At 52.4% G+C, this 26,383-nt stretch carries 20 protein-coding genes; 12 read left to right on the forward strand and 8 right to left on the reverse strand.

The window, feature by feature from the left end; all coding sequences use genetic code 11:
* Positions 1-155: 155 nt before the first annotated feature.
* Entirely contained in the window at positions 156-1,730 is a 1,575-nt protein-coding gene (locus CBE73_RS15780; RefSeq protein ID WP_094095029.1) for a DHA2 family efflux MFS transporter permease subunit, read from the reverse strand.
* A gap of 9 nt (positions 1,731-1,739) precedes the next feature.
* Positions 1,740-2,381 (reverse strand): HlyD family secretion protein, encoded by a 642-nt coding sequence (locus CBE73_RS15785; RefSeq protein ID WP_373286352.1) that lies wholly within the window; start codon positions 2,379-2,381, stop codon positions 1,740-1,742.
* A gap of 177 nt (positions 2,382-2,558) precedes the next feature.
* Here CBE73_RS15785 and CBE73_RS15790 point away from each other — a divergent pair, with 177 nt between their 5' ends.
* On the forward strand, positions 2,559-3,116 hold the full coding sequence (locus CBE73_RS15790; protein WP_094095031.1) for an NAD(P)H-dependent oxidoreductase: 558 nt from the start codon (positions 2,559-2,561) through the stop codon (positions 3,114-3,116).
* A gap of 3 nt (positions 3,117-3,119) precedes the next feature.
* Positions 3,120-3,605, forward strand: a complete 486-nt coding sequence (locus CBE73_RS15795; RefSeq protein WP_094095032.1) for a hypothetical protein — start codon at positions 3,120-3,122, stop codon at positions 3,603-3,605.
* Positions 3,606-3,738: 133 nt separating this feature from the next.
* Here the strand turns inward: CBE73_RS15795 and CBE73_RS15800 are convergent, their stop codons facing one another.
* The 4 genes from CBE73_RS15800 to CBE73_RS15815 all read right to left on the reverse strand — a co-directional run bounded on the left by CBE73_RS15800 (position 3,739) and on the right by CBE73_RS15815 (position 7,935).
* Entirely contained in the window at positions 3,739-5,175 is a 1,437-nt protein-coding gene (locus CBE73_RS15800) for a copper amine oxidase N-terminal domain-containing protein (protein WP_094095033.1), read from the reverse strand.
* 36 nt (positions 5,176-5,211) lie between these two features.
* Positions 5,212-6,600, reverse strand: coding sequence for an MBOAT family O-acyltransferase (locus CBE73_RS15805; protein ID WP_094096351.1), 1,389 nt, complete (start codon positions 6,598-6,600; stop codon positions 5,212-5,214).
* A 274-nt stretch (positions 6,601-6,874) separates the two neighbouring features.
* The gene (locus CBE73_RS15810; protein ID WP_094095034.1) at positions 6,875-7,558 is read right to left on the reverse strand and encodes a CidB/LrgB family autolysis modulator; all 684 of its coding nucleotides are present in this window, start codon (positions 7,556-7,558) and stop codon (positions 6,875-6,877) included.
* Entirely contained in the window at positions 7,555-7,935 is a 381-nt protein-coding gene (locus CBE73_RS15815) for a CidA/LrgA family protein (protein ID WP_094095035.1), read from the reverse strand. Before CBE73_RS15815 ends, CBE73_RS15810 begins: the two co-directional genes overlap by 4 nt.
* Before the next feature lie 137 nt (positions 7,936-8,072).
* On the opposite strand from CBE73_RS15815, the gene cidR reads away from it, so the two are divergent.
* From cidR to CBE73_RS15830, 3 genes are all read left to right on the forward strand, one after another.
* On the forward strand, positions 8,073-8,981 hold the full coding sequence (gene cidR / locus CBE73_RS15820) for a cidABC operon transcriptional activator CidR (RefSeq protein ID WP_094095036.1): 909 nt from the start codon (positions 8,073-8,075) through the stop codon (positions 8,979-8,981).
* Positions 8,982-9,047: 66 nt separating this feature from the next.
* Positions 9,048-9,833 carry a delta-lactam-biosynthetic de-N-acetylase gene (gene pdaA / locus CBE73_RS15825; protein ID WP_373286353.1) on the forward strand — a complete coding sequence of 262 codons (786 nt, stop codon included), beginning with the start codon at positions 9,048-9,050 and terminating at the stop codon, positions 9,831-9,833.
* A gap of 253 nt (positions 9,834-10,086) precedes the next feature.
* A complete protein-coding gene (locus tag CBE73_RS15830; RefSeq protein WP_094095038.1) occupies positions 10,087-13,152 on the forward strand; it encodes a PAS domain-containing protein in 3,066 nt (1,021 codons plus the stop codon).
* 144 nt (positions 13,153-13,296) lie between these two features.
* Here CBE73_RS15830 and pepF read toward each other — a convergent pair whose 3' ends face one another.
* Positions 13,297-15,111: an oligoendopeptidase F gene (pepF, locus tag CBE73_RS15835; RefSeq protein ID WP_094095039.1), complete on the reverse strand. Its 1,815-nt coding sequence runs from the start codon at positions 15,109-15,111 to the stop codon at positions 13,297-13,299.
* A 626-nt stretch (positions 15,112-15,737) separates the two neighbouring features.
* Positions 15,738-18,233 (reverse strand): UvrD-helicase domain-containing protein, encoded by a 2,496-nt coding sequence (locus CBE73_RS15840; protein WP_094095040.1) that lies wholly within the window; start codon positions 18,231-18,233, stop codon positions 15,738-15,740.
* Between the two features lie 149 nt (positions 18,234-18,382).
* On the opposite strand from CBE73_RS15840, the gene CBE73_RS15845 reads away from it, so the two are divergent.
* From CBE73_RS15845 to CBE73_RS15875, 7 genes are all read left to right on the forward strand, one after another.
* A complete protein-coding gene (locus tag CBE73_RS15845; RefSeq protein WP_094095041.1) occupies positions 18,383-18,655 on the forward strand; it encodes a GNAT family N-acetyltransferase in 273 nt (90 codons plus the stop codon).
* Positions 18,656-18,800: 145 nt separating this feature from the next.
* Positions 18,801-19,829 (forward strand): agmatine deiminase family protein, encoded by a 1,029-nt coding sequence (locus CBE73_RS15850; protein ID WP_094095042.1) that lies wholly within the window; start codon positions 18,801-18,803, stop codon positions 19,827-19,829.
* A 36-nt stretch (positions 19,830-19,865) separates the two neighbouring features.
* Positions 19,866-20,741, forward strand: coding sequence for an N-carbamoylputrescine amidase (gene aguB / locus CBE73_RS15855; protein WP_094095043.1), 876 nt, complete (start codon positions 19,866-19,868; stop codon positions 20,739-20,741).
* Between the two features lie 277 nt (positions 20,742-21,018).
* Positions 21,019-22,653: a spore germination protein gene (locus CBE73_RS15860; protein WP_094095044.1), complete on the forward strand. Its 1,635-nt coding sequence runs from the start codon at positions 21,019-21,021 to the stop codon at positions 22,651-22,653.
* A gap of 3 nt (positions 22,654-22,656) precedes the next feature.
* Complete coding sequence (locus CBE73_RS15865; RefSeq protein WP_094095045.1) at positions 22,657-23,892, forward strand: Ger(x)C family spore germination protein; 1,236 nt, start codon at positions 22,657-22,659, stop codon at positions 23,890-23,892.
* A gap of 66 nt (positions 23,893-23,958) precedes the next feature.
* Positions 23,959-25,056, forward strand: coding sequence for a GerAB/ArcD/ProY family transporter (locus tag CBE73_RS15870; RefSeq protein ID WP_094095046.1), 1,098 nt, complete (start codon positions 23,959-23,961; stop codon positions 25,054-25,056).
* A 235-nt stretch (positions 25,057-25,291) separates the two neighbouring features.
* Positions 25,292-26,257, forward strand: coding sequence for an alpha/beta hydrolase (locus tag CBE73_RS15875; RefSeq protein ID WP_094095047.1), 966 nt, complete (start codon positions 25,292-25,294; stop codon positions 26,255-26,257).
* Positions 26,258-26,383: the final 126 nt, after the last annotated feature.

Raw genomic sequence — 26,383 nt, forward strand, 5'->3', positions numbered from 1 at the left:
TGGTCTCCTCTCCCGTGCTTCAGTACGAAGTTAGTATATCCGTAATCTGTGTTAGTTGCAAGCACAGTTTAAAAATTTAGAGGAATGTCCGTCTTAAAAAGACCTCTGCTCGGCACAGGAAGCTAGTGCGGCAGAGGCCTCTTTAAATTAAAACATTATTCGCCTGCATTCTGGGCGGGAACCGGTTGGACCTGCTTTTCGGCTGCCTTAGGAGGTCTCCATTTGACACTGCGCCGCAAGAACAGCGAGAAGAACAGTCCGCCGATGGCGATCCAGGTCGCTACAATAAAGGCGTCATTAATTCCTCCGATGGAGGAATCCCGCAAAGCCAGACTGTAGACGGTTTGGATAGCCGTTGCCTGAGCGGTTTCCGGAGGGAGTCCGCCCATGGTGGACAAGACTTGCCCGAGCTCATTTACATTTTGAACAGCTGATGGGTTGTTTGTGGTCAGGGTATTGCTGAAATTGCCCATATGAACGGTGGAACGGGTCGTCATGATCGTAACCAGCAAAGCCGTGCCAATGGATCCGGCGATTTGCCGGACCGTATTGGACATGGCGGTTCCGTGGCTGCCGAGATGCCGCGGCAGCTGATTGAGCCCTTCGGTCTGGACGGACATCATCAGCAGAGACATGCCGAAGCTTCTTATCGTGTACAGAGTCATAATCGATCCATAAGTTGTCTCCGAAGTCAGTTTGCTGAATTCGTAAGTTGTGACAGCTGTGATCAGAAGACCTATAATGGCCAGCGGTCTGGCGCCGATCCGGTCGAATATACGCCCCGAAATCGGAGACATGATCCCCATCAGGATAGCGCCAGGCAGCAGCAGCAAACCAGACTGCAGCGGTGTAAAGCTGCGTATGTTCTGCAGGTAGAGCGGGAGCAGCAGCATGCCGCCGAACATAACCATGTTAACGGTAGCGCCTACCAGGGTGGAGATCGTAAAAATATCGTATTTAAACACCCGGAACTCCAGCATCGGTTTCTCCAGACCCAGCTCACGAAGGACAAAGAACAAAATAAACAGTCCGCCTATAATCAAGGACAGAACGACGGTGGGGCTTGACCAGCCATCGCTGCCGGCGGAGCTGAAGCCATACAGCAGCGCACCAAACCCGATTGTGGAGAAAACGGTGCCAAGCGTGTCGAATTTGGGGGAGGACAGCTTGGATACGTTACGCAGCCAAGCAAAAGCGAGCAGAATATCCAGAGCGGTCAGCGGGATGACCATGATAAACAAGATGCGCCACGTATAGTGTTCCACAATCCAGCCGGAAAGCGTAGGCCCAATCGCAGGGGCAAACATCATGGCAATACCCATGGTGCCCATAGCGGCGCCCCTTTTCTCAGGCGGGAATACCGTCAGGAACACGTTCATAACAACCGGCATGATGATGCCGGCGCCGCTGGCCTGAATGATCCGGCCGATCAGGATGATGCTGAAGGTTGGACTGACAGCGCAGATGATCGAGCCGATGCCGAACAGCAGCATGGAGCAGATAAACAGCATTCTCGTCCCGAAGGATTCGATCAGGAACGCCGTAATCGGAATCAGCACGCCGTTAACCAGCATATAGGCGGTGGACAGCCACTGCACCGTTGTCGCGGAGACATTAAAGTCGGTCATCAGGTGCGGGATCGCCACGTTCAGCAGCGTCTGGTTCAGGATGGAGATAAAAGCTCCAAGCATCAAAACCGACAGCGTTTTGCCCATTGAGATTTGTGCCATAAATGCCCCCTAAATGTGCACGCGGACGGAGGCATTCATTCCCGGAACGATTCCCAGCCCTTTGTATCCCTGGATCGTGATCACGACCGGAATAATCTGAGTGACTTTGGTGTAGTTGGCATTGCTATTGGAGGTTGGAAGCAGGGAGAAGGTGCCTGCTGTAGCCAAACCAATGGAATCAATCCGTCCGGTTAAGGTCGTACCGGGGAAAGCATCCACATAGACATCTACGGTTTGCCCGACCTTGATGTCGCTGATCCGGGTCTCCTCGATATTGGCCGTGATCCAAAGATTGTTAAAATCATAAGCCCGGCCGAGTACGGTCCCTGCTCCAACCAAGGCACCTTCCGAGGCGGTGCTTTGCACGATCGTTCCAGCCGCAGGCATCGTAATGTCAACCGTAGTCCCTCCGGCGGTTACGGAACCGATTTTCTGTCCTGTGGTTAAATCTTTGCCGACATCGCCGGTCCATTGTTTCAATTGACCGCCCGCAGGAGAGACCAGGTTGATGGCTTGTCCCGATACCTGGGCATTATTCGTTTTCACATAACTTGTAGACTGGTTATAATAATAAATTCCTGCACCGGCACCAACCAATATAACGATAATGACAATTACATTGATTAATATGGCCTTAGAGCTCATGGCAATGGTTCATCTCCCTTACTGAAATCAATTTTTGAGTGGTTGTGGAGAGTTTCTCCGAAATCAGTTCCGGTTATCCGCTTGAAATGGCATTAATATTTACGGGCGGTTTGGACATCAATAATGAAAACATGAAGGATGATAAACTATCTAAACTATCTTGGAGAACAAGGGGAGACACTGATGAACGTATATGTAGTGTATGACAGCGACAGCGGCCATACCGAAATGCTCGCCAAATCCATTGCGCAAGGTGCGAAGGAAGCGGGGGCAGCGGTAGCGCTTCATCATGTAAATGAAGCTTCCGTCCATGATCTTGCCGATCAGGATGCCATTATTTGGGGATGTCCCGGACACTTTGGCACGATCAGCGACGGGTTAAAAGAATGGATCGACAAACTGGGTTACTTATGGGCCACCGGTGGACTGGTGGACAAGGTCGGTGCGGTGTTCTGCACGACAGCTACCGTACATGGCGGCCTGGAATCCACGCTGCTGAACCTGATTGTGCCTATGCTACACCAGGGGATGATCATTACAGGGCTGCCGGGGACCATCCGTGAAAATGCGCTCTATGGCTCCTATTACGGAGTCGGTATTACCTGTCCGGTGGAAGAGAATGTCGAAGGTCCGCCCAGCGAACCAAGCGAGCAGGATTTAAGCCTGGGCCGGGCGCTGGGGGCTCGAGTGGCTGAGCTGGCCGGGACCTTGCTGCGGGGTAGACTGCAGGGAGGGAGATAGAACATGATTTACGGGTTCATCATCCTGGTTATCCTGGGCATTTTATTTCTCATTTTCTTTAATGTACGGAACGCCAGAAGGAACAGCGGGGGGGCGGAGGAAGATCTCAGCAGCAGTAGACATGAAACCGCAGGCGGAGCAGACGCCTCCGATTCCCCGGCTGAGGAGGCGCTCCTGGAACCGGAGGCAGTTGTTCCGGCCGAACCCGGTGTCAACCCTGACTCCTTTGATCCGGCTTCGCTGGATAATGCCGCCGCTGTAGGAGCCATAGAGGTCGATGATCCGCCTGTAACGTCGGCAGCCGCGGATCTAAAGGCGGCCCGACAGGGCAGCCTGGACGCGCAGTATCGCGATGCGCTGAGAAGATTTGCAGCCGAAGAAGGCAGCGGCAGCCAGGACGCAGGAAGCGCCCGCGCTGAGGGGGCTAAAAGCAAAAGCGCGGACGAAGCTTACCGCGATGCCCTCCGGGCTATGCGCCGCAAAGACTAATCTGGCTGTGAACCCGGCCGAGCACCCGGAAGCGTCAAGCGCCGGACTGTGCAAAAGACAACAAACCCGCAGAGGGTTTCTCTGCGGGTTTTTGAGCTGACACTTGATTTCTCTCTTTATCTTCTTTATTTTCTTATTCGGGCATCGAGATTTCCACGCTGCGCATATAATCGTTTATCTCCCCGATTTCGGCCTTCCCGCCAAACAATGCCGGAACGGACTCCAGCGGCGCGGCCATGGTGCCGGCGAGCAGATCGACAGGCGCGGCCAGCTTGACCGTTTGGCCGTTCACTTGGGCTTCGTCCGATCCTTTAGTGAGGACGGCTGTATCTTCGCCCTGCTTCAGCGTCAGGGTCTGGCTGGCCTGATCATAATCGAAGCTTGCACCGAGCAGTTCGGCGAACTTTTTCAAAGGGGCCATCAGCGTATCTCCTGAAGAAGGGGGGATAAACCCGAAGCTCTGCTCCTCACCGTTAATCTTCAGATCCAGCGAGTAGACGGTTCCGTCATCCTTATTGACCACGACATTTTCAGCCTGGCGTTTCAGGTTGTGGATTTCCTGCTCCAGATTATCCGCGGTCACTTGATGGGTGCCCTTCGCAATCTCGTCAACAATCAGAGAGTTGATCGCGCCCGAGTGGTGGGAAATATCTTTGTAATTGTCGAGTGTGTACGTAATCGCCTTATCCGTCTGGAATTCATATAAGCTGACGTTGTCAAATTGACTGAGCTGTTCGTACATATAACGCTTCATTTCGAGCTGGTTCTCATAACGCTGCGGGTTGGTAGTGTACCAGACCTGCTGCCTTAAGATAGAGTAAGGCGGGTAATAGAAATAAAAGGTCGTCTCCGGATGCTCCTTGACCAGCTGCAGCACGTTGTCGTTGAAGCTTTGTTTTACCGATTCCAGCGGATCTTCATTATTGCCGTAAGACGATTCGTTAAACCGGGCAAACTCCCAGTTCTTGATGACAATGTCACGGCCGTATTTCACGGTCCGGTCCCAATTGTTCAGTTTCTCCAGCGAAGGGTGCGTAGCCGCACGCGCTTTGGAGTCCCTTAACGCCTCGTAGGAGCTCGTAATATTGGATTCGTTGAAAATATACTTATAATCATTCAGCAGATTATTGTCATACAAATAATAAGGGAAATCCCCCTGGTCGCTGACGTGGTTGCCCCGGAACGCAAAATAATCCAGTCCCCACAGCACCTGTTTAACCTGTCCGGTATCAAATGCAATCTTGGCAGTCAGATTCTGCTCTCTTGCGGTAGAGCCTTCGATGGACAGCTTGAGCACGGAACCACCGAGCTTCTCGCCGACTTCAGAGGGCAGGAAATTCTCCGTCATCGAGCTGCCGAGCACGATCGTATCGTATTTATAATTCCGGGCGAGCCCCGGATTCTGATAACGTTCCTGCCAGGAGTACGTCGGGGTGTAGAAGGAGGCTTTCCGGTAGAATTGCAGCGGATCCACGATCACTACAAAGGAACCTACCAAGAGAGCAAATAAAAGGACGAATCCCAGTAATTGAATCAAAAATAGTTTGTGTCTCGATTGTTTGTATCTCACTTTGAAATCTCCTTACATACCGGATCAAACCGGAGTTTAGAAGCTGAAATAAAGAAACTCGCTGATTTTATTGAAATAAACGACCGCGAACACGAACAGAGCCGCGGCGAAAGCGGCGCTGAACCAGCCCGGCTTAAACCGCTCAAGCAGCTGCATCGAGTTGCGGAACAGCAGCGCAACCAGAATGAATACAGCGAGCCATACGACGGTGGTCTTGTCGACCGTGGAAAGGCCGATCCCGTTCAGACCGATCATCCCTTTCAACACCTTGATGGCGTCATCCCAGCTTGTGGCGCGGAAGAACACCCAGGCGAAGTTAATGAACTGGAACGTAATGAACCACGCCAGCCATTTCGGCATCCGAATGCCCGTCTTCTGCCAGATCCGGTGGATGAATTGGGCCAAGCCGTGCAGGAATCCCCAGAAGATGAAGGTCCAGCCGGCCCCGTGCCACAAACCGCCAATCAGCATGGTCAGCATGGAGTTGATATGGGTACGCGTTACCCCTTTACGGCTGCCGCCAAGCGGAATGTAGATGTAATCTCGGAGGAAGCGGCTCAGGGTCATATGCCAGCGGCGCCAGAAATCCTGGATACTGACGGACTTATAAGGTGAATTAAAGTTAACCGGCAGCTTGATGTTGAACAGTAGCGCAATGCCGATAGCCATATCCGAATAACCGCTGAAATCGTAGTAAAGCTGAACGGTATAAGCCAGCGAAGTCGTCCAGGCCTGGACGAAGTTCAGCTGGGTCAGCGTATCGAACCCGTTGGCAGCAATCGGTGAGAAGGAGTCGGCGATGACGACCTTTTTAAACAAACCAATTGAGAACAGGAACAGACCTTTGGCCACGTTGCTGTAATTAAACTTTTTCCCTTTCAGACGGTCGAACTGAGGCATCATCTCTTTGTGATGCAGAATCGGACCCGCGATCAAATGCGGGTAGAACGTAACGAACAGGACGTAACTGACGATATTGTATTCTTTAGCCGTACCGCGGTACGCGTCAACCAAATAAGCGATCTGGGTAAAGGTAAAGAAGCTGATACCCAGAGGCAGGACGATATGCAGGAGCGGTATGTTCTGATTCAGGAGCGCGTTAGCATTCGTCAGGAAGAAATCCGCATATTTATAGTAACCTAGAAGCAGGACGTTCACTGTAATCGCACCAAATAATACCGTTTTCCGGGTTTTATTACCGGGCTCTCCCAGATTGCCGATCGTTCGTCCCATCACATAGTTGAAAGCAATGGAACCGAGCAGCAGCGGCAGGTACCGGACATCCCACCAGCAGTAGAAGAATAAGGAGCTCAGCGCGAGCCACAGCTTACTGAGGAAGATAAGCTTGAACCGGTTGAGCAGGAAATAGACCAGCACCGTGACCGGCATAAAAACAAAAATAAATTCATACGAGTTGAAAAGCACAATCAAACCCCACTTTCTGAGTTCTGTTCCAAGAGAAGACCAAAGAGCCAACTCCATTTTCAGCAAGAAACCTGAAGAAATACGATAGAATACCTGACTAATGCCTTACAAAATTATTAAAAATTTCTTATATTAGCCTCCCTAGAAGTTTATCTTAAACAGGACAACTCTTCAAATCGAATAAAAAAAACCGCCTGTTCATAGGCGGTCATAACGGAAAAAGTGGTTATGAGAAACATAACGGAAAACCGATCTTCAGGTAGCTCATCCGCCTTTAATGAAGGACAAGCAGGATGAAAACCGGAGCAATGCCTAAAGTAATCAATCCGGCCAGAATCATCGAGATGCTGGAAATTGTGCCGGTCAGCGAACTGATCTCGAAAGCTTTGGAAGTGCCTGTACCGTGCGCGCTGGTTCCTAGCAGAACCCCTCTGGCCACTTCGCTTTCGATCTTGAACAGCTTTAGAATCACCGGACCAATCATCGTGCCGAGAATACCGGTGATGATAACAAAGACAGCTGTCATGTTAGGAACACCGCCGATAACCTGGGAAACATTCATCGCGATAGGTGTAGTCACAGAGCGCGGCACGAGGCTGTGGATCAGCGAAGCGTCCAAATGCATCCATTTTGCAAGAAAAGCCGAGGAGATAACAGCCGCTATAGAGCCGCAAAGAACACTGACTACAATCTCGACCGCATGCTTCTTGAGCACATGGAAATATTTATACAAAGGGACCGCGAAGGCAATCGTAGCCGGCTGAAGAAGGTCTGTCAGCAGCTTGCCGCCCTGATTGTAGGTGGGATATGGAATTTTCGACAAAAGCAGGACGCCTACCAGTATGATAGGAGTGACCAGCAGCGGAGAGAAATAAACCCGCGGTTTGCTTTTGTAAACCTTTTTACATACCCAGTAAACGGTGAGCGTAAACAGCAAGCAAATCAGTCCGATAATCATGCGGATTTGTTCTCCTTTCGTTTCGTAATTCGGGAAGCGACGATGCCTGAACTGAGCATGACAATGACCGTACTGAAGATCACGACCAGCAGAATTTGCAGTCCGTCATTCTCCAGCATGGGGATATACTGCATAATACCGACGGCGGAAGGGATAAAAAAGAGCAGCAGCTCGGCCAGCAGCCAGTTCGCGCCGCGTTCAATCCACGCAAGCTTAATCACTTTGGTTTGAAGCAGGATAAATACAACGATAATGCCGAGAATACTGCCAGGTATTTTAAGATGGAGCAGTTCCGTCACTTTGTTCATCGCCATGGAGATCAGAAACAAAACGGCAACCTGAACAATCCCGATCAATAAGGTCTTCGTCTTGGTCATAACGGATTCTACACCTTTCATTTCGATGTCATGGATTAGTTTCATTTACAGAAATTTTACATCAGTATCTTTCATAGGTAAAATTCATATATAGAATACTTAACATTCCTTTTGGTTATGGAAGTGAGGTCGGTAAGGTGGATATTAGGCAGCTTCAATACCTGGTCGAGGTAGCCAGGCTCCACAGCTTTACTAAAGCAGCGGAGGCCTTGTTTATTACTCAGCCTACAATCAGCAAGACGATCCGGATGATGGAAGAGGAGCTGGGGATCGTGCTGTTTGCCAGACAAGGACGCAGCATCGAACTGACGGATGCGGGGCGGATCATTGTCGACCGGGCGCAGGAGATTCTGAACTCCTTTCAGAATCTGTCCGGCGAGCTGGACGACCTGCGCAATCTGAAGCGGGGGCACATTCGGATCGGCCTGCCGCCGATGGTAGGCTCCAGCTTTTTCCCTAAGGTGATGGGCCAGTTTCACGAGCGGTATCCGGAGATTACCATCCGGCTGTTTGAAGATGGGGCGAAGAAGGTTGAGATAGACGTTCAGGAGGGTTCGCTTGATCTGGGGGTAGTGGTCCTCCCGACTGTGTCAGAGGATATATTCGAAATCTTCCCGTTTGTGGAGGAGAAGCTGAATTTGATCGTGCCCCCCTTGCACCGGCTTGCGGAGAGCGGGGAAGTGGGACTCCAGGAGCTTCAGGACGAGTTCTTTATTATATTCCGGGAGGACTTTGCGCTGCATGACCGGATCATCAAAGCCTGTCAGGGGGCAGGCTTCCAGCCGAAAATCATTTATGAAAGCTCGCAATGGGATTTAATCAGTGAAATGGTGGCAGCGGGACTGGGCATCGCCCTGCTGCCCGAAACAATCTGCAGGGAAATGGATCCGGAACGGGTCGTTATTGTGCCGCTTGTTGACCCGATCATTCCTTGGAAGCTGGGTATCATCTGGAAGAAAGACCGGTATATGTCGTTTGCAGCCCGCGAATGGATTCGTCTGGCCCGTAGGGGACTCCAGCAGGAGAAGGGAGATTCAAGTATGTGATGCATAATTTCGTCCGGTCAGGCAGAGATTATAATCTGACTATCTATGGCGAAAGGGGATACGATGATGAAACGCTGGACGCTTGCTGTAACCGCACTGCTGGTCAGCATCGGTTTAATCGGTACGGAAGTCAAGGATGCGGCGGCACAGTCGTGGGACCGGTCCTTTAACTTCGGATTTAAACGCAGTCAGAACGGACAGCTTCCTTCGATTAATGAAGAAGGCTTCAAAGATATTATTGACCGGAATCATGCTGTATTTCTGGGAGATACCCGGCAGAAGGAAATTTACCTGACCTTCGATAACGGCTACGAGAACGGCTATACCAAGCCGATTCTGGATACGCTCAAGGCCAAACAGGTTCCGGCGATCTTCTTTGTGACGGGCCACTATGTGAAAGACCAGCCGGAGCTGGTCAAGCGAATGGTCGCTGAAGGCCATCTGATCGGCAACCATTCCTGGAGCCATCCGGATATGTCCGCTATTTCGGACGGCCAGATCAAGACGGAGCTGGAGCGTGTGCGGAAGGCTGTCGCTGAGCTGACGGGCGTAGAGAAGATGGAGTTCGTCCGCCCGCCCCGCGGCATTTTCAGTGACCGTGCGCTTAAGGCGTCGAACGCTGCCGGTTATCGCAGCATTTTCTGGTCGGCAGCTTATAAAGACTGGGACGTCAACGATCAGCACGGCGCCGAATACGCTTATCAAAAGGTCATGTCCCAGCTCCATCCGGGCGAGGTGCTTCTCCTGCACTCCGTCTCCAAGGACAATGCTGCGGCCCTTGCGCGGATCATTGATGATACCCGCAAACAGGGATATACCTTCAAAGCTTTGACCGAGCTGCCGAAGCCCTGAACAGCAGCCCCTCAAGGAGCCTCAATCCATTAGACTGAGCCCGAATCGCATATCCTTTTTTATCTTGCCGCCCTTTTAGGGCGGTTTTTTTGCCAAAATGGCCAGTAATAGTCCTAAAGGTTATTTCTAAATGGAAACAGATTTTATAATCTGTAGTAAGAGGAGCTTTGCAGGCTGGATCGGGCCTTGCGGCTCTGTCGCCAAACGAATATGATCTAGAAAACAGGAGAGCAGCTTCAAGGAGGGCATCGCGATGAACAAGAGGCCAGAGAACGGGCAGTGGGAACAACTATTCAGAAATGCGCCGATTGGGATGGCAGTTGTGCTGCCCGCAGAAGGGGTGCTGCTGACGAGCAACAAAGCGTTTGGAAGGCTCTTCGGCTGCGGCAGCCATGAGCTTTCTGGAGTATCGTTCCGTGAACTTGAAGGCATGGCTTCTCTGAATTTGATGAACGTCTATGAAGAGGTTCGGAAGAACCCGCTGACCGGATTTGTACAGCAGATCGAATTTAAGCTCAAATCGCGGATCAGAGTTTTGCGCAGGCTGAGCTGGTCGCTGCTGGAGGGAACTTCTGCTGATCAGGGAGTCCGGTTGATCTGCTGTGCGGAAGATGTCACGAAATTACCCAAAGCTACGGATAAAGATATAGAAAGCGAAGAGCTGTTTAGGCTGATCACCAAAAATGGACAAGACCTCATCTCCATCAGTTCGCCTGACGGCATTATTCAATATATTTCTCCTTCTGCGAAAAGACTGCTCGGATACGAGGCCTCGGAAATGGTCGGACAGCTGCGCAGCGCTTTCTACCATCCCCAGGATGCCAAAGAGATGGCTCTGCCCGGCAAGCTCTATTCGGAGAAGAATGCTTTTACAAGAAGAATCCGCCATAAAGACGGGCATTATCTTTGGTTTGAGACCTCTTTTCAGGTGATAAAAGACCCTGTCGGACAAGTTCGCAAAATTCTGGCCATCGGACGAAATGTAACGGACCGGGCAAATTCGGGTGAGACGCTGGCGAAAGCCCAGAAGATCGCCCAGGTAGGCTCCTGGAGATGGGATTTAATCAGCGGGGAGCTTACCTACAGCGAAGAGATGCGGAAGATGTTTGCCAACCGGATGTTTCCGAAGGAGAAAGATCACGATTCGCTGCTGCGGCTTGTTGTGGAGGAAGACAAGGAGAGGCTTAATCTGGCTTTGACACGCGCGTCTCAAGGCAGTAGCGAAGGGATTACTTTCCGGATCAAGCTGCCTGGCGGCGAAATTCGTACCATCCGCGACCGGTGGGAGGTCTCCTTCACCGACGAAGGAAGACCCTGCGAGATCATCGGCATGGTGCAGGATATTTCGGAACGGGTGGCGATGGAGCAGCAGCTGCTGGAGAAAGAACGGAAATACCGGCTCATTACGGAGAATACCCTCGATTTCATCTCGCAGTGCAGGGTAGAGGATGCAGTTTATTTATACTGCTCTCCGGCTTGTTATAATTTGATCGGTTACATGCCAGAGGAGCTTCAAGGAACCCCGCTGTATGACTACCTGCATCCGGAAGATGTAGAGATGGTTCGCAGCTATTTAGAGGAATGTCTCCACACAAAAGGCATCGGTCTGCTGCCGCCGCTTACCTACCGTTTCATCCATAAGAACGGACGTCATGTCTGGTTTGAGTCGAGCAGCAAATTCCTGCAGAACGACAGAGGCGAACCCGTTGAAATCATCTCCACCGCGCGGGATATCACAGAACGCAAAATCATGGAATTTAAGCTGAAGGAAAACGAGCAGCGGTACCGTTCCTTGTTTGAATATAATCCTGCTGCCGTTTATTCCATGAACCTCGAGGGTGATTATATAACCGCTAACTCCAATCTGGAGAGATTGACCGGATATTCGCAGGAAGAGCTGATAGGGATGTATTTTGGACCTCTTGTCGCTGAGAAGGATCTGGAGCGGACGCTTTATCATTTTAATCTGGCCCGGGAAGGCAAACCTCAAAGCTATGACTTAACCCTTATTCATAAAAACGGGCATCCCATCGAAATTCATACGGTCAACGTCCCGATCTTCGTGGATGATGAAGTCGTCGGCGTATACGGGATCACCAACGATATTACAGATCGAACCCGGTATATCGAGCAGATTGAACGATTAAGCCGGGAGCACAGGCTGCTGCTGAATACCGTGTCGGAGGGGATTGTCGGGCTCGATAACGAGGGCAGAGTGATATTCGCCAATCCGGCCGGAGCAGGCTTGCTTGGGTTTGATCCGCTCTCGATGATCGGCATCCCTTGTTCGCGGGTGATCCGCGAAACCCGTCAGGACGGCGGTTACCATACCTCCAAGGATTCTCCGATTCTTAAGGCGGTCAAGGTCGGCCTGCACTATTCCAAGAAGGATGCCGTGTTCTGGAAGCGGGATGAGACCAGCTTCTTTGCCGATTATCAGGTCACGCCGATCTGGGACAAAGGGGAACGCAAAGGTGCAGTTGTCGTCTTTCGGGACGTTACGGATGAGAAGGAGATTATCCTTGCGAAGGAGTCGGCGGAACGGGCCGATCAGGCTAAATCGGAGTTTCTGGCCATGATGAGCCATGAGCTGCGGACGCCGATGAATGGAATAATCGGGATGATAGATCTTCTTCAAACGACAGAGCTGGATGAAGAACAACACGAGTTCACGGGGATTCTGAAGGAGAGCAGTCAGGCCCTGCTGCACATTCTGAATGAAATTCTGGATTTCAGCAAAATCGAAACGGGAAAAATGACGCTAAACAGTGAACCTATCCATCTGCAGGCCCTGCTCGGCGGAGTCATTGAGCTGTTCACGCCAAGGGCCAAGGAGAAGGGAATTGAGCTTAAGGGGCTGCTGCTGAACCCTGAACAGATTCCATCCATTGTGATCGGCGATGCGATGCGGATCAGGCAGGTGCTCGTCAATCTGATCAGCAACGCGGTTAAATTTACCGATTATGGCGGCGTGACTTTGACGCTTGAAGCCGAGCTAGCTGCGGATGACCAGCGGACAGCTCTGACTTTCAAGGTTGAGGATACGGGCATCGGCATTCCCTATGAAAGACGGGACCAGCTCTTTATGTCCTTCTCACAGCTGCATCCGAACCTGAACCGGAAGTACGGCGGAACAGGACTGGGACTTGCGATCAGCAAAAAGCTGGTCGAGCTGATGGGCGGGACGATCGGCGTGGACAGTGTCCAAGGCGAAGGATCGACCTTCTATTTTACGATTCCTTGTGAACGTGTAGTTGAAGACGAGCCGGAGCTTGAAGCCAGCGGGGAACAGGAGCAGGCCCAAGTTGGCGAGGAATAGATCGATCTGCTGCCTGCAGTCCAATGGTGAGACAAGAGGTTATTATAAGTGGAAAAAGCTTGCCCGGACTGGCTGTAAGAGCCGTCCGGGCAAGCTTTTTTTATTCGTGTCTTTTAAATAGGAAGGACATGAATTCAATATGGATTATTGGGCGACAGGCGTCTCGTACAGCGCCTCAAGCTCGGCTACAAGCGAACCGACATAAGCGGCCGCTTTGGAGATCGGCTCTTTGCTGGTCATGTCGACACCGGCCATCGCCATCAGTTCAAGCGGTGTCCGGCTGCCGCCGGCTTTGAGCACCTCCAGCCAGCGATCTACCGCTGGCTGCCCTTCTTCGCGGACCAATTGCGCGGCAGCAGTTGATGCCGTAAGTCCGGCCGCGTAAGTATAAGGGTAAAGCCCCATATAATAATGCGGCTGACGCATCCAGGTCAGCTTGGCGCCTTCGTCCAGCTCCAGCTCATCTCCCCAGAACTCGGCGAGGATGTCTTCCTTAAACCGGGAAAGGACATCAGCCGTAATCGGTTCACCGGCTTCGGCATGACGATAAACGCGGCGCTGGAGCTCGGCTTCCAGCAGGTGCGTCACATAGTTGTGATAATACGTATTTAGCAGCTGGGAGATGATCCAGCGGCGCATCCGTTTGTCTTGCGATTTGGCCATCAGATGATCGGCGAGCAGCAGCTCGTTCATCGTGGACGGCGCTTCAATGAAGTACATGGATGGGCGGTAGTTCACCAAAGCCTGGTTTCTCGCTGCCAGCATTAAATGCCCGGCATGACCGACCTCATGGGCGAGCGTAAAGGCGCCCCGCATATTGTCGGCCCAGGTGATCAGGATATAGGAATGAACGCCGTAAATGGAAGAGCAGAAGGCTCCGGTTGACTTGCCAACGTTATCGGCATAATCAACCCAACGCTCGGTGAAGGCGGATTTGACGATTTCCCCGTATTCAGGTCCAAGCACAGCAAGAGCTTCCTGGATGATCGAACAGGCTTCTTCGTAGGTCACGGAAGGATTGTAATCCGGATCAAGCGGAGCTTTCAGGTCGCAGAAGAGCATTTTATCGAGACCAAGCTCCTTCTTCTTAAGAGCGGCAAGGCGGCGCATGTGCGGAGCCAGCTCCGTCAGCAGCGTATCGTGGATATTGTTGTACATGTCCAGCATCACCTGCTGGGGTTGGAGCAGCATTTCCGTGACCGAGCTGTAACCGCGCAGGCGGGAGAGGGTAACCTGCTTCTTCACTTCTGTGGCATAAGCCTCCGCAAATGTATGGCGCGAGCCGTGAAGCGATTTGGAGAAGGAAGCGTAAGCCTCGCGGCGCAGCCGGGTATCCGGCGACATTTCGTATTTATTCTCATATAAGCGGAAAGAGTTCGGCAGCTTGTCTTCCCCTTCGCCGATATCGTCAAACGTCATGTCAGACAATTTGCCGCGCAGGTAAATGCGGTAAGGGGATTCCAGCACCTCGCTGAGGGAAGCAAGCACGCTTTCCGTTTCCGGACTCAGGCGGTACGGCTTGCTTTCAACGAGCAGCTTCAGGCTGCGTTCATATACAGCCAGGCCGGGTTCTGCGGACAGATAAGCCTCAATTTTGCCGTCTTCCAGCTCCAGCAGCTCGGAGTCGATAAAGGTCAGCGAAGACCGGATCTGGGACACGGCATCTCCCGATTTGGAGGAGTTGGCCAGATTTGCCGGATTGGTTCCGTCTTCGGACTGATGCAGCCGGGCATAACTGGCTGCCCGCATCACCAGCTGCTGCAGGGCATCCTGTTCCTTCAGGCAGTCCAGCAGCACGCTTGGGCCTTCATGCAGGCGCCCCTTGAAACGGGTTAAATGCGCGGCTTTATCCAAAGCCTCTTTAAGTGCCGCCTCGAACCCTTGCTGCGAATCAAACAGATCATCCAGATTCCAGGTCGCTTCGACCGGAACCTCTGCACGCGTCAGCATTTTTGCCATAAACAAACGTCCCCTCTCTCAAATCGCAATATATGTAAGTTAATCTACCATAGTTCTATAATAGCACAGTTCTGTGCCGGGTTCTAATGTTAAAACGGGAATGCTTTAGTGAAATATAGTGGGAGCGGAGGGGGGGAATAACGATGAGGGGAGGAAGAGAAAGACAAAGTAGGCGGGAATTATTGGGGCGGAATTGAGGAGTTCGAAAATATGGGGTTTGGGATTAAGCGTGGAATTAATTTTGGAATTAAGGAGATTGAAATTAAGAGAAAGTGTGGAGGGGACAGGCGGATAAAAAAATTACCCCAAAGGAAGCCCGGCTTCTGCCCAGTTTCTTTGGGGTGAAGTATGTCTGGATCGGCTTCTCCATATGCCGCTCGACCGGTGAAACTTGATCAATGGAAATCCGACCGATGGAAACTCGGCTAATGGTAAATCAACTAATGTTAACTCGAATAATGATAAATCGACCAAGTAGAAACTTGACCCGTAGAAACTTGCTTAGTGGAGAAAGAGGGACGCTCAGCCAAGCTGCAGCCGCCCTGCTATGTGCTGCGGCTTAGCCGATTAAGGCCCGCTGGCTCCGCTGGCCGCGGCTTGTCCGCCCGGCAGATGGCTTCCGGAGGTTAACGCGGAACATTCCGCGTTCCTTTTGCCATCGGCGAACCGCACAGCGGGCAAACTCTTTCCGTCAGCTTCGCCTCGCGCTCGCTGACGATCCGGACCCAGGCTGCGCAGCCCTGGGCCGTGCACAGCCACGCCGGCACGACGCGTCCGCGTGCCGGCGTGGCTGAAGCCGCTGCCGCAGCACCGCCGGCAGCGGACATGCCGCGCGCGCCGTTTGTGCCCGGCGCGCCGGCCGTGCCGCCGCCCGGGCTGCCCGCGGCGGCGATTTCACGCGCAGCGTTCCCGCGGTAGCCCGGGAACGCTGCGCCCGCCCGTGCGCCAGCCGCAGGCGAGCTGGCGCGGGCGATCCGGCCCGGGGCGGCTGTGCCGGCCCCAGGGCCAATGGCCGGCCGTGCCCCGCTGCGGGTCACGGTTCCGGCCTGCTCCGCCGCGGAGGCTGCGCCAAACGCGGCGAGCAGAAAGCGCGACACGTCCGCCTTCTTGCTCCGGTAGCGCGCGGGGGAGCTGATAACCAGCTCCTCCTTGGCCCGGGTAACGGCGACGTAAGCGAGGCGGCGCTCTTCTTCCAGCGCCGCTTCACTTTTCTGTCCGGCGGTCAGCTTCGGATGAATATCCTTCATCCGATCGGCATCCAGCGCCGAGGCATGGGGCAGACTGCCTTCGGAGGCCCCGATCAGATAAACGACGGGGAACTCCAGCCCTTTGGAGCGGTGAATGGTCATCAGGGCGACCCGGTTTCCCTGGTCTTCGAGCTTCCGCGTTCGTCCTTCCTCATTCTTAGCGACTACCTCATCCACAAAAGTCAGAAACTCTCCAATCCCGTTAAAGCGTTCAGCCGAGGTTTCGAGCTCGTCCAGCAGCTCTTTCAGCATTTCACGGTGCTGGGTCGCCTCCTGGCGTTCGTCGGTTTCCAGATAGCTGTTATAGAAGCCCGCGCGAATCTGCCGGATGGCTTCCACAGGGGTCAAGCGGCGAAGGGAGCGGATCAGCTCGATTCGGCCGTTGATTTTTTCAATCTGGAACTCCTTCAGTCCGGGCAGGGTGCGCAAATGGATCATCGGCCCTTTCTTGGCTCGGAGCTTCTCTTGTTCGGTAATGTGAGCCATCCCGAGATTCCGGTTAATATAGAGGGTTGGCAAAATGCTCTCGATCGCCTGGAAATCCCGGCGGTTCAGCGCAAGACGGAGATAATCCAGCACCGGTCTCACGACACGCTGCTGGTAGAGCAGCTGCCCATCTCCATAATCGATATACGGAATGCCGCGGAGCACCAGCTGCTCCAGCATGGCCCGGTTGTTGCTGGCGGCCCGGTATAGGATCGCATAATCGCCGTAGCTTCTTTTCCCTGTGACCACCTCGTGTTCGATCCGGTTCAGCAGGAATTCGGCCTCTTTATCCGTTGTGTATGGCCTTAAATACAGCGGTTTGAGCCCCTTGCTCTTCCGCGCGGCCTTCAGCGTTTTGACCCGCCGCTGCACATTGTGACGGATGATGTCATTGCCGAGACCGACAATATTCGGGCAGGAGCGGTAATTAATGTCGAGCGTAATGACCACGGCCCGCGGATATTGTTTGTCGAATTGCAGGATGAACTCGCTGCGCGCTCCGTTGAAAGAATAGATCGTCTGGTCGTCGTCGCCGACGGCCATCAGGTTGTTGGCAGGTGCGGCCATCATGCGGACCAGTTCATACTGCAGCAGGTTCGTATCCTGGAATTCGTCCACCATAATGTAGCGGAACCGCTCGCGCAGCCAGCGAAGACTGCCCGGATCTTGTTTGAGCAGGTCATAGGAGCGGGTCAGCACGTCATCGAAGTCCATCACCTGCTGCCGGGCTTTCGCGGCTTCATACCGGAGGAAAATCTGCTTCAGCTCCCGGTCCGTTTCGCTGTTCTCCGGCAGGTCATTCACCTGGACCAGATTCATTTTGGCCGAGGACAGCAGCGCCAGCAGCGTCTCTGGTTCGTAGGCATCCTGAGGCAGGTTCAGCTCGCGCATGATCTGCTTCAGCATAATATGCTGCCGGGTTGTATCCGTCAGCAGAGCGGAAGCGGCTCCGCGGCTGTACAAAAACCGAAGGAAGAAAGCGTGAAAGGTTCTGGCAGACAAGGCCTTGATATGATGAGCGGACAGTCCGGGCAATCCGGCAATCCGTTCGCGCATCTCCGAAGCGGCTTTGCTGGAGAAGGTCAGGAGCAGAATGGCGGAAGGAGCGACGCGCCGAACGCCGATCAAATAGCCGGTCCTGCAGACCAGTACCGACGTTTTGCCCGAACCGGCTCCGGCCAGTGTCAATGCGGGACCTTCGCCGTGGCGGACCGCGCGAATCTGCGCCGTGTTCAGCAGGATGCCGCTTTGTTCAAGTCTGCGGAAGTACCAGGCATCAGGCTCGGCATCGCTGACCAGCCTGCGGCTGGTTTCAGTTGAAGCAAGAGGAGCCGAAGGCACTTGACCTTCCGCTCCTGCGGGTCTATGTTGAAATAAAGAACGTTCCATATATGAAATCACCTTGTTTTAGAATGTAGCTGTTGAAGATTTAAATATATCATACTCTGAAGCGGCCGGTCTCCGATGAGGTTTGGCATTTTTGGGGAAACTGTTAGCTAAGCGGGTTACAAATCAAATCCAATTGGGAGGTTTTACGCATGCAGGAAATGGTCAATACGGGTTACGGTTTTGAACTGCAGGAAGACGGAAAAATGGTGGCGGAAATCACCTACCGTCAGGAGGGCGATGTCCTGGTCGCTGACCACACCTATGTATCGGAGGAGCTGCGCGGCCAGAAGGTAGCGGAGAAGATGCTGAATGAACTGGTCGACTATGCGCGCGGGCAGGGCTATCAAATCGTTCCACAGTGCTCTTATGTGCAGACGATGTTCAGACGGCACGAGAAATATGCCGATGTTTGGAAACGTTAACGAGAGAGCCGGGATGCCTTGCTTCCGCCAAGCGGAAATACAGGAAAAAATTCATCTTGCTCACTCATTGAGACAGGGGGAATTATATTGTATGATGTACTCTGGACTAAACCCCAAAAATTTTATTTAAAGCGAGTTGACATAGATGAATCCTAGATCGGCGAATTATGCTATGCCCCCTGAATGGGCTGAACACGAACGTACTTTGATCTCCTGGCCCGTGCAGGACTCCATGGTCTATCCAGACCAATATGAGGAGGTCAGCCAGGGTTACAGAGAGCTGATCCAGGCGATTGCTGAATTCGAGCCTGTTGGCGTGCTTGTGAATCCGGAGGATGTGGCCCGTGTCCGTGCCATGTTCACAGAGGAGAACATCGAGATCCTGCCGGTGGAACACAGCGATGCGTGGCTGCGCGATAACGGTCCGACCTTGCTGCTGAACCCGGCCGGTGAGCGTGCAGGGATCAACTGGAACTTCAATGCCTGGGGCGAAAAGTATAAACCGTTCGATCTGGACAACCAGGTCGCCGGGCAGCTGCTCAGCCGTTTCGGCATTACGCAGTTCGATGCGCCGATCACGATGGAAGGCGGCTCTTTCCACGTTGACGGTGAGGGTACGCTGATCACAACCGAAGAGTGCCTGCTGAACGATAACCGCAATCCGCATCTGAGCCGTGAGGAAATCGAGCAGACGCTCAAGGACTTTTTGAACGTGGACACGATCATCTGGCTGAAACGCGGTTTAAGCGGCGATGAAACGGACGGTCATGTCGATAATGTGGCCTGCTTTGCGGCACCCGGCAAGGTGATCATGCAGGTCTGCAGCGATCCGTCGGACGAGAACTACGAAATTACGCGTGAGAACCTGGCGATTCTTGAAGCTTCTGTAGATGCCAAGGGCCGCAAAATCGAAGTGATTCCAGTCGAGCAGCCTCCGGCTGTTCAATACGAGGATTCCAGATTGACGCTCAGTTATCTGAATTTCTATTTCGTCAATGGCGGTATCATTCTGCCGGTGTTTGGCGGAACAGCCGAGGAGACTGACCGCCTGGCGAAAGAAGTGCTGGAACGCACCTTCCCGGACCGGAGAGTCCGTACTGTTAATGGAATGGCCGTGATCCGCGAAGGCGGAAACGTGCACTGCACGACGCAGCAAATGCCTGCCGGCAAATAAGCCGAAGGGCCGAATCAGAAAGGAGAGGGGAACCTTTTGAGAAACGTTAAAGTTGCAGCTACTCAAATGAGCTGTTCATCGAATATAGAAGAGAACATTGCCAAAGCAGACCGCCTGGTCCGCGAAGCGGCGAAGCAGGGCGCGCAGATTATTTTGCTGCAGGAGCTGTTTGAGACGCCTTATTTCTGCCAGAAGGAGAAGGCCGATTATTATCCTTATGCTACGGAACTGGAGCACAACAAAGCCGTGAACCATTTCAAGCAGGTGGCTAAAGAGCTCCAGGTTGTGCTGCCGATCAGCTTTTATGAGAAAAAGAACAACGCCCGCTACAATTCGCTGGCCGTCATCGACGCAAGCGGTGAGGTGCTTGGCCGTTACCGCAAGAGCCATATCCCGGACGGACCGGGGTATGAAGAGAAGTTCTACTTTAACCCTGGGGATACCGGCTTTAAAGTGTGGAATACCCGCTACGGCAAAATCGGTATCGGCGTCTGCTGGGACCAATGGTATCCGGAAGCCGCGCGCTGCATGGCGCTGATGGGCGCCGAAATCCTGTTCTACCCGACCGCGATCGGTTCGGAGCCGCAGGATTCGTCCATCGACTCGAAGGACCACTGGCAGACGTGCATGCTCGGGCATGCCGCATCCAACCTTGTTCCGGTTGTAGCTTCGAACCGGATCGGCATGGAAACCGATGAAGATTCCAGCATCAACTTCTACGGTTCTTCCTTTATTGCGGGCCCTACGGGCAGCAAAGTGGCCGAAGCCAGCCGCACGGAAGAAACTGTGCTGGTGGCTGAGTTCGATCTCGATCAGCTGGAATCCCAGCGGATTGAATGGGGCATTTTCCGTGACCGCCGTCCTGACTTGTACAAGATCATTACTTCCTATGACGGGGAGCAAATGGTTTAGTCAAATGGTTTATGCACTTTAAGCCCAGTAACTTGTCAAAATCATGCTTAACTCAAATTTGCAAATCGCACAGGATAGGAACGATCAGCCGTTTAATGGCTGGTCGTTTTTTTCGTGCAAAGAACCTTGCTGAGAACTGCGCAAAGAACCGCGCAAAGAGCCTTTGGAAAGGATTTGTTTCTCCGCCAGAGTGACAATGCGCGGTATGCATGAACGTATAAAATCGGGGTTTCCAGCAAATGTTAAGCAGAAATCGGAAAGGGAAAGAGGGGGAAGTATGCTGTACGACTGGCTCAAGAAATCGCTGACTCCCCGCGCCCGCACGCTTGTCGGAAGCTCCAACGATTTGAAAAGAAGTCTTCCGCTGCCCATCCATACCAATCTGACAGTTACGCTGGAGCTGTTCAGAAGCAAGCTCGGAAACAGCCCCGATGTGATCATCCGGTCTTTTGGATCTGCCGGGGAGGCGTCTGCTCCGCTGATCGCGGTTTGTTACGTTGAGGGACTGATCGACAACCTGCTCCTTGCTGAACTGTTGGAAACGGCCGCCAAAGCCGTGGAGAAGGACTCTGAAGGGAACGGTCGGGAGACGGCTGAAAGGCTGGCCCGGGATATTCCGTCACTAGCTCTCCACAAGACGGATGTGCTGGATCAGGTATTTGCCTCGGTGTTATCAGGAGATGTCGTCTTCCTCATGGATCAAACGCCTTATGCCCTGTCGGCTTCCATCGGCGGCGGTCCCCGGCGCAGCGTCGAAGAGCCGACCTCGCAAACGGTAATTCGGGGGCCCAAAGAAGGATTTACGGAGGATCTCTCCACCAATATGGCTTTGGTCCGCCGGAAGCTCAAAACACCTGATCTGCGCATGGAGGTCCGGCAAATAGGAACTTATACGCAGACGAGAGTTGCGGTTGCTTATATTGAAGGCATAGCCAAGGACAGCGTGATTAAGGAAGTGCGGACGCGCCTTGATTCCATTCAAACCGACAGTATCCTGGAGAGCAACTATATCGAGGAAATGATTCAGGATGCGCCGCTCACGCCGTTTCCGACGATCATGAACACGGAACGGCCTGATGCTGTTGCCGCAAGCCTCCTTGACGGGCAGGTTGGGATTATAGTGGACGGTACGCCGTTCGCGCTTATATTGCCCGTAACTTTTTTTAAATTTTTTCAATCCAGCGAGGATTATTATCAGAGATACGATCTGGCGACATTTTTAAGAGTTCTGAGAATTGCAGCCTGTCTGGTGGCCCTTCTTCTTCCTTCCTTGTACATTGCGATCACTACGTTCCAGCAGGAGATGCTGCCTATGACGATGCTGATCACGCTGGCCGCGCAGCGGGAAGGTACGCCGCTTCCTGCGCTGATCGAAGCATTTGTGATGGAGATGACCTTTGAAGTGATCCGGGAGGCCGGGGTGCGAATGCCTAGGGTTATCGGTCCAGCGATTTCCATCGTAGGCGCCTTGGTAATCGGTCAGGCCGCGGTGCAGGCGGGTCTGGTTTCGGGGACGATGGTCATTGTCGTATCTTTCACGGCTATCGCGAATTTTGTTATTCCTTCCATCGACATGGCGGCAGCCATCAGGCTGATTCGGTTTACGTTAATGCTGCTCGCCGGCACCTTCGGACTGTTTGGTATTTTAGCGGGGATCATCCCGATCCTCAATCATCTGGTTTCGCTGCGTTCTTTCGGCGTAGATTATTTCCTTCCCTATGCACCGTTTAATCGAACCAATTCGAAGGATTTGCTAATCCGTGTGCCTTGGTGGGCTATGAAATCGCGTCCGGACCAGATTGCCGGCAAGAACAAAACGAGACAGGCTCCCTACCAATATCCGCCGATTGAGGAACAAGTGCTTCCTGATCCAAAGGCAAAGGATCAACAGCAGGATGAGCAAAGGGGATAAGTCATGCTCCGCTATTATCGATTGTGTCTGCTCGGCTTCTGTTTGCTGCTGCTTCCCGGCTGCGGGAGCCGAAAGGAATTAAATGAACTTGGCATCGTCATTGCCACCGGCTTGGATGGCACTAAGGGGAACTACCGCGTAACGACACAGATTATTGTCCCGTCGGCCATGTTCAGTGGAACAGGCGGATCAAGCGGGGCTGGTTCTACCCTGGGCGTATACGTGTTAACCTCGAAGGGAGAAACAATCAAAGAGGCTTTGATAAGAAGCACGCTTAAGAATCCGAGACAGCTTTATTTTTCCCATAACAACGTCTTGGTTATCGGCAAAGAAACGGCGAACGAGGGCATATTCGAGCTGGTGGACCGATATCTGCGCAATCTGGATACCCGTGAAACTGTCAAGGTGCTGGTCGCCGAATCCACTGCAGAAGAGACCCTGCAAGCGCTGTTGCCCCCGGAGAAGCTTCCGGGCAAGGCATTGGAGGAGCTTTTGGATAAGGAACAGAAATGGGCGTCTTTTTATAATGACACTTCTATGTATGAGCTGGCGTTAAAGCTAAGCTCGGATTCCGGGGCGGCCGGTGTTCCTGAAATCAAACTGGAGGGCAGCAGCCCCGAAATCCTGAAAACCCAGGACGCCTTTAAACATACCAATCCTCCTGCCAATCTAATATTAAGTGGGCTAAGTTTGTTTCAGGGAGAGCGCCGGGTAGGGAGACTGAATGAAAGGGAGAGCCTAGGCGTTTCCTGGCTCATGAACCGAGTTAGGAGACACACGATATCTTTCGGGAGCGGACCAGATGGGGACGATCAATCTAGGTCGGCCTACAAAGTCACTTCAGCCAAGGTAAAAGTCACTCCGGTCAAAGACGGCGACGGATACAAGCTTAAGGTTAGAGCCAAAGTGGCTGGTGAGCTCAACGAAACGGAATCCATGGAGGATGTTGGCAGCTTGTCGGGGATTCGACATTTGGAAGAGCAGATTGAGCGTAAAATTACCGGCGACATTAACCAGGGATGGAAAGCGATCCGGAAACAGCAGGTCGATGTTCTGGGAGTCGCCGACAAGATTCACCGGAGGTATCCGAAGGATTGGCAGAAATTAAAACCAAGGTGGAAAGAGGAATTTTCAAAGATGAACATCGAGGTCCAGGTCAAGGCTTCCATTAAACGGCCAGGTCTCTTTATACAATCCTTCCGCAAGCTGCAGGAGAAAATCCATGAAGGGGAGGAGTAGGATTAAAGATTAAAGTCCGGATATAAGTGAAGCAGATTGAAACTGAACAGAGAGGGGGGGACAGAAATGGATCAGGAGAAAATCAGATTGTCCGAGCTGCTCATCAGTTTGTTTTTGTTTGAAGTGGGCAGTACAACGCTTTTCTTTCAGGGAGGAGAAGCCAAACAGGATGCCTGGATATTGATGCTAGCTGCCGGAGCTATCGGTCTGCTGATTCTGCTCCTTCATCTTGCCATTCATTTCCGCGATCCCCGCCTGGATCTGTTTTTGCTGTTCCACCGCTATATGGGGCCTTGGCTGGGTACGATTATAAATTTGGGCTTTATCGGTTATTTCGGCTACGAGGTTTCACGGAATTTGCGGGATTTGGGAGAATTAACGCTGATGACCCTGCTGCCCAATACGAAATTATGGCTGACTATGGCGATTTCTTTTATCGTCATAGCTAATGCGGTTCGACATGGACCGAGGGTGAACTTTCTAATGGGCATCCTGTTTCTTCCCTTTGTGGCAGCAGCTTACGGCATTCTGCTCTTTGCGGTGTCGATCAGCGGACTGCTTCATTTTGAATTTATGCTGCCGGTTCTGGAACACGGTTTTACCGCGGACATGGGCAAGTCGTTGCTTGAAACGGTTTCGTTTCCCTTTGGTGAGAGCATCGTTTTTCTGGTGTTCTACCCTATGATCCAACGACAGAATAAAATGCTTGGAACAACGCTTTTTTCATTCACTTGGATTGTAGTCTTCCTGGCTCTGATCAATCAGCTGAATGTGCTTGTCCTGGGACCTAACCTCGTAGCCAACAGCACTTTGCCGCTCTTGGAAACTGTTCAACTGATCCGATTTCCGGGTTTATTTGAACGAATGGACGCCTTATTCACGATGTTTCTCTTCATCGGGCTTGGCGTTAAAATGGCGTACTTCTTTCTGGGCAGTGTTATCGGACTGGAACGAATTACAGGGATCGGATTCAGAAAATGGATCATCCCGCTCGGGATCTTGATCTTCGCCGCTGCTTTCTGGTCGCCTAACTATACGCATCATATCTATATAGGGCGCGAGGTCGTGGTTTTAAGCATTTGGCCGTTATTCCAGATCGCGCTGCCGGTTCTGTTATTTGTGATTATGCTGCTTCGCCGGAAGAAAATAAAACCGCACGGATGAGTCGCCCTGATCCCAATCACCGGAATTGAGAAATCGCAAGGGTTTCGGTGTTTCTGCTGCGTAGCTGCAGATGGATCGGGGTAAGATTTTTTTGAAAACAGAAAAATTGCTGTTGACATTATATTGTGCACAATGTATATTTTGTACATAAAGATTTTGCGCAACTTAATTTGACAAATACAACCGTCGGAAGGTCGGAAAGATAAGCTTTTTAAATATAAGGAGGAATTTAATCATGTCTAATCAAAACAACGAAACAGTTCAAGGTAAAGTCGTATTGGAGCCAGTCGCTCAAAAATTCGTTCAGGATACAGCTAACCCGCCGTACCTGTTTGATCTCGGTCCGGTGAAAGGACGCGAAACTGTAGATGAAGTGCAATCCGGCGAGATTGCCAAACCAGCTGTCGACATCGAGGACCTGACTTTTGAAGGCGGGCCAACCGGAACCGTATCGATCCGTATCGTTAAACCTCAGAATGCCAAAGGAACGCTGCCGGTGATCCTGTATACCCACGGTGCAGGCTGGGTGTTCGGCAATGCGCATACGCATGACCGTTTGATTCGCGAGCTGGCAGTAGGAACGGACTCTGCGGTTGTATTCACCAGCTACGATCTGTCTCCGGAAGTCAGATATCCGGTGGCTATTGAGCAGGTGTATGCAGCTTTGGAATGGATCGCTAAAGAAGGAGCCTCCCATGGTCTGAATGCGAGCCGGATCGTAGCAGCCGGCGACAGTGTAGGCGGCAACATGACTGCAGCGCTGACACTGATGACTAAAGAGCGCAAGGGTCCTCAAATTGCCAAACAGCTCCTGTTCTACCCGGTAACCGATGCTTCATTTGATACACCTTCGTATCATCAGTTTGCAGAAGGGTACTTCCTGCGCCGGGACGGTATGCAGTGGTTCTGGGATCAATACACCACAGATCCGCAGCAAAGAGCCGAGATTTATGCTTCGCCGCTGCGGGCGAGTCTTGATCAGCTGAAAGGTCTGCCTGAAGCTCTGGTCATTACGGGAGAAGCAGACGTGCTGCGGGATGAAGGCGAAGCTTATGCCAACAAGCTGCGTGAAGCCGGCGTAACGGTAACCGCAGTCCGCTTCCAGGGCATCATTCACGACTTTGTTATGCTGAATGCCCTCGCCGATACTAATGCGGCTAAAGGCGCCATGCTGCTGGCGAATGCATGGATTCGCCAATAACCTGGCGAGCAGTTGAACGTTGAAATACAACTGCTGATATAGAAGAACGTTCTCCGAGGTTTGCCCCGGAGAGCGTTCTTTTTTTGAGTTTGGCAGAGGTTTGACAGCCCCGAGCATCTTTGGCAG

Source organism: Paenibacillus physcomitrellae (genome assembly GCF_002240225.1).
Lineage (GTDB): Bacteria > Bacillota > Bacilli > Paenibacillales > Paenibacillaceae > Fontibacillus > Fontibacillus physcomitrellae.

Bases quoted from the DNA above. Each gene is read 5' to 3' on its own strand.
- CBE73_RS15780 (WP_094095029.1), bottom strand. From the start codon at position 1,730: ATGGCACAAATCTCAATGGGCAAAACGCTGTCGGTTTTGATGCTTGGA.
- CBE73_RS15790 (WP_094095031.1), top strand. From the start codon at position 2,559: ATGAACGTATATGTAGTGTATGACAGCGACAGCGGCCATACCGAAATG.
- CBE73_RS15795 (WP_094095032.1), top strand. From the start codon at position 3,120: ATGATTTACGGGTTCATCATCCTGGTTATCCTGGGCATTTTATTTCTC.
- CBE73_RS15810 (WP_094095034.1), bottom strand. From the start codon at position 7,558: ATGATTATCGGACTGATTTGCTTGCTGTTTACGCTCACCGTTTACTGG.
- CBE73_RS15815 (WP_094095035.1), bottom strand. From the start codon at position 7,935: ATGACCAAGACGAAGACCTTATTGATCGGGATTGTTCAGGTTGCCGTT.
- pdaA (WP_373286353.1), top strand. From the start codon at position 9,048: ATGAAACGCTGGACGCTTGCTGTAACCGCACTGCTGGTCAGCATCGGT.
- CBE73_RS15830 (WP_094095038.1), top strand. From the start codon at position 10,087: ATGAACAAGAGGCCAGAGAACGGGCAGTGGGAACAACTATTCAGAAAT.
- pepF (WP_094095039.1), bottom strand. From the start codon at position 15,111: ATGGCAAAAATGCTGACGCGTGCAGAGGTTCCGGTCGAAGCGACCTGG.
- CBE73_RS15840 (WP_094095040.1), bottom strand. From the start codon at position 18,233: ATGGAACGTTCTTTATTTCAACATAGACCCGCAGGAGCGGAAGGTCAA.
- CBE73_RS15845 (WP_094095041.1), top strand. From the start codon at position 18,383: ATGCAGGAAATGGTCAATACGGGTTACGGTTTTGAACTGCAGGAAGAC.
- CBE73_RS15850 (WP_094095042.1), top strand. From the start codon at position 18,801: ATGAATCCTAGATCGGCGAATTATGCTATGCCCCCTGAATGGGCTGAA.
- CBE73_RS15860 (WP_094095044.1), top strand. From the start codon at position 21,019: ATGCTGTACGACTGGCTCAAGAAATCGCTGACTCCCCGCGCCCGCACG.
- CBE73_RS15865 (WP_094095045.1), top strand. From the start codon at position 22,657: ATGCTCCGCTATTATCGATTGTGTCTGCTCGGCTTCTGTTTGCTGCTG.
- CBE73_RS15870 (WP_094095046.1), top strand. From the start codon at position 23,959: ATGGATCAGGAGAAAATCAGATTGTCCGAGCTGCTCATCAGTTTGTTT.
- CBE73_RS15875 (WP_094095047.1), top strand. From the start codon at position 25,292: ATGTCTAATCAAAACAACGAAACAGTTCAAGGTAAAGTCGTATTGGAG.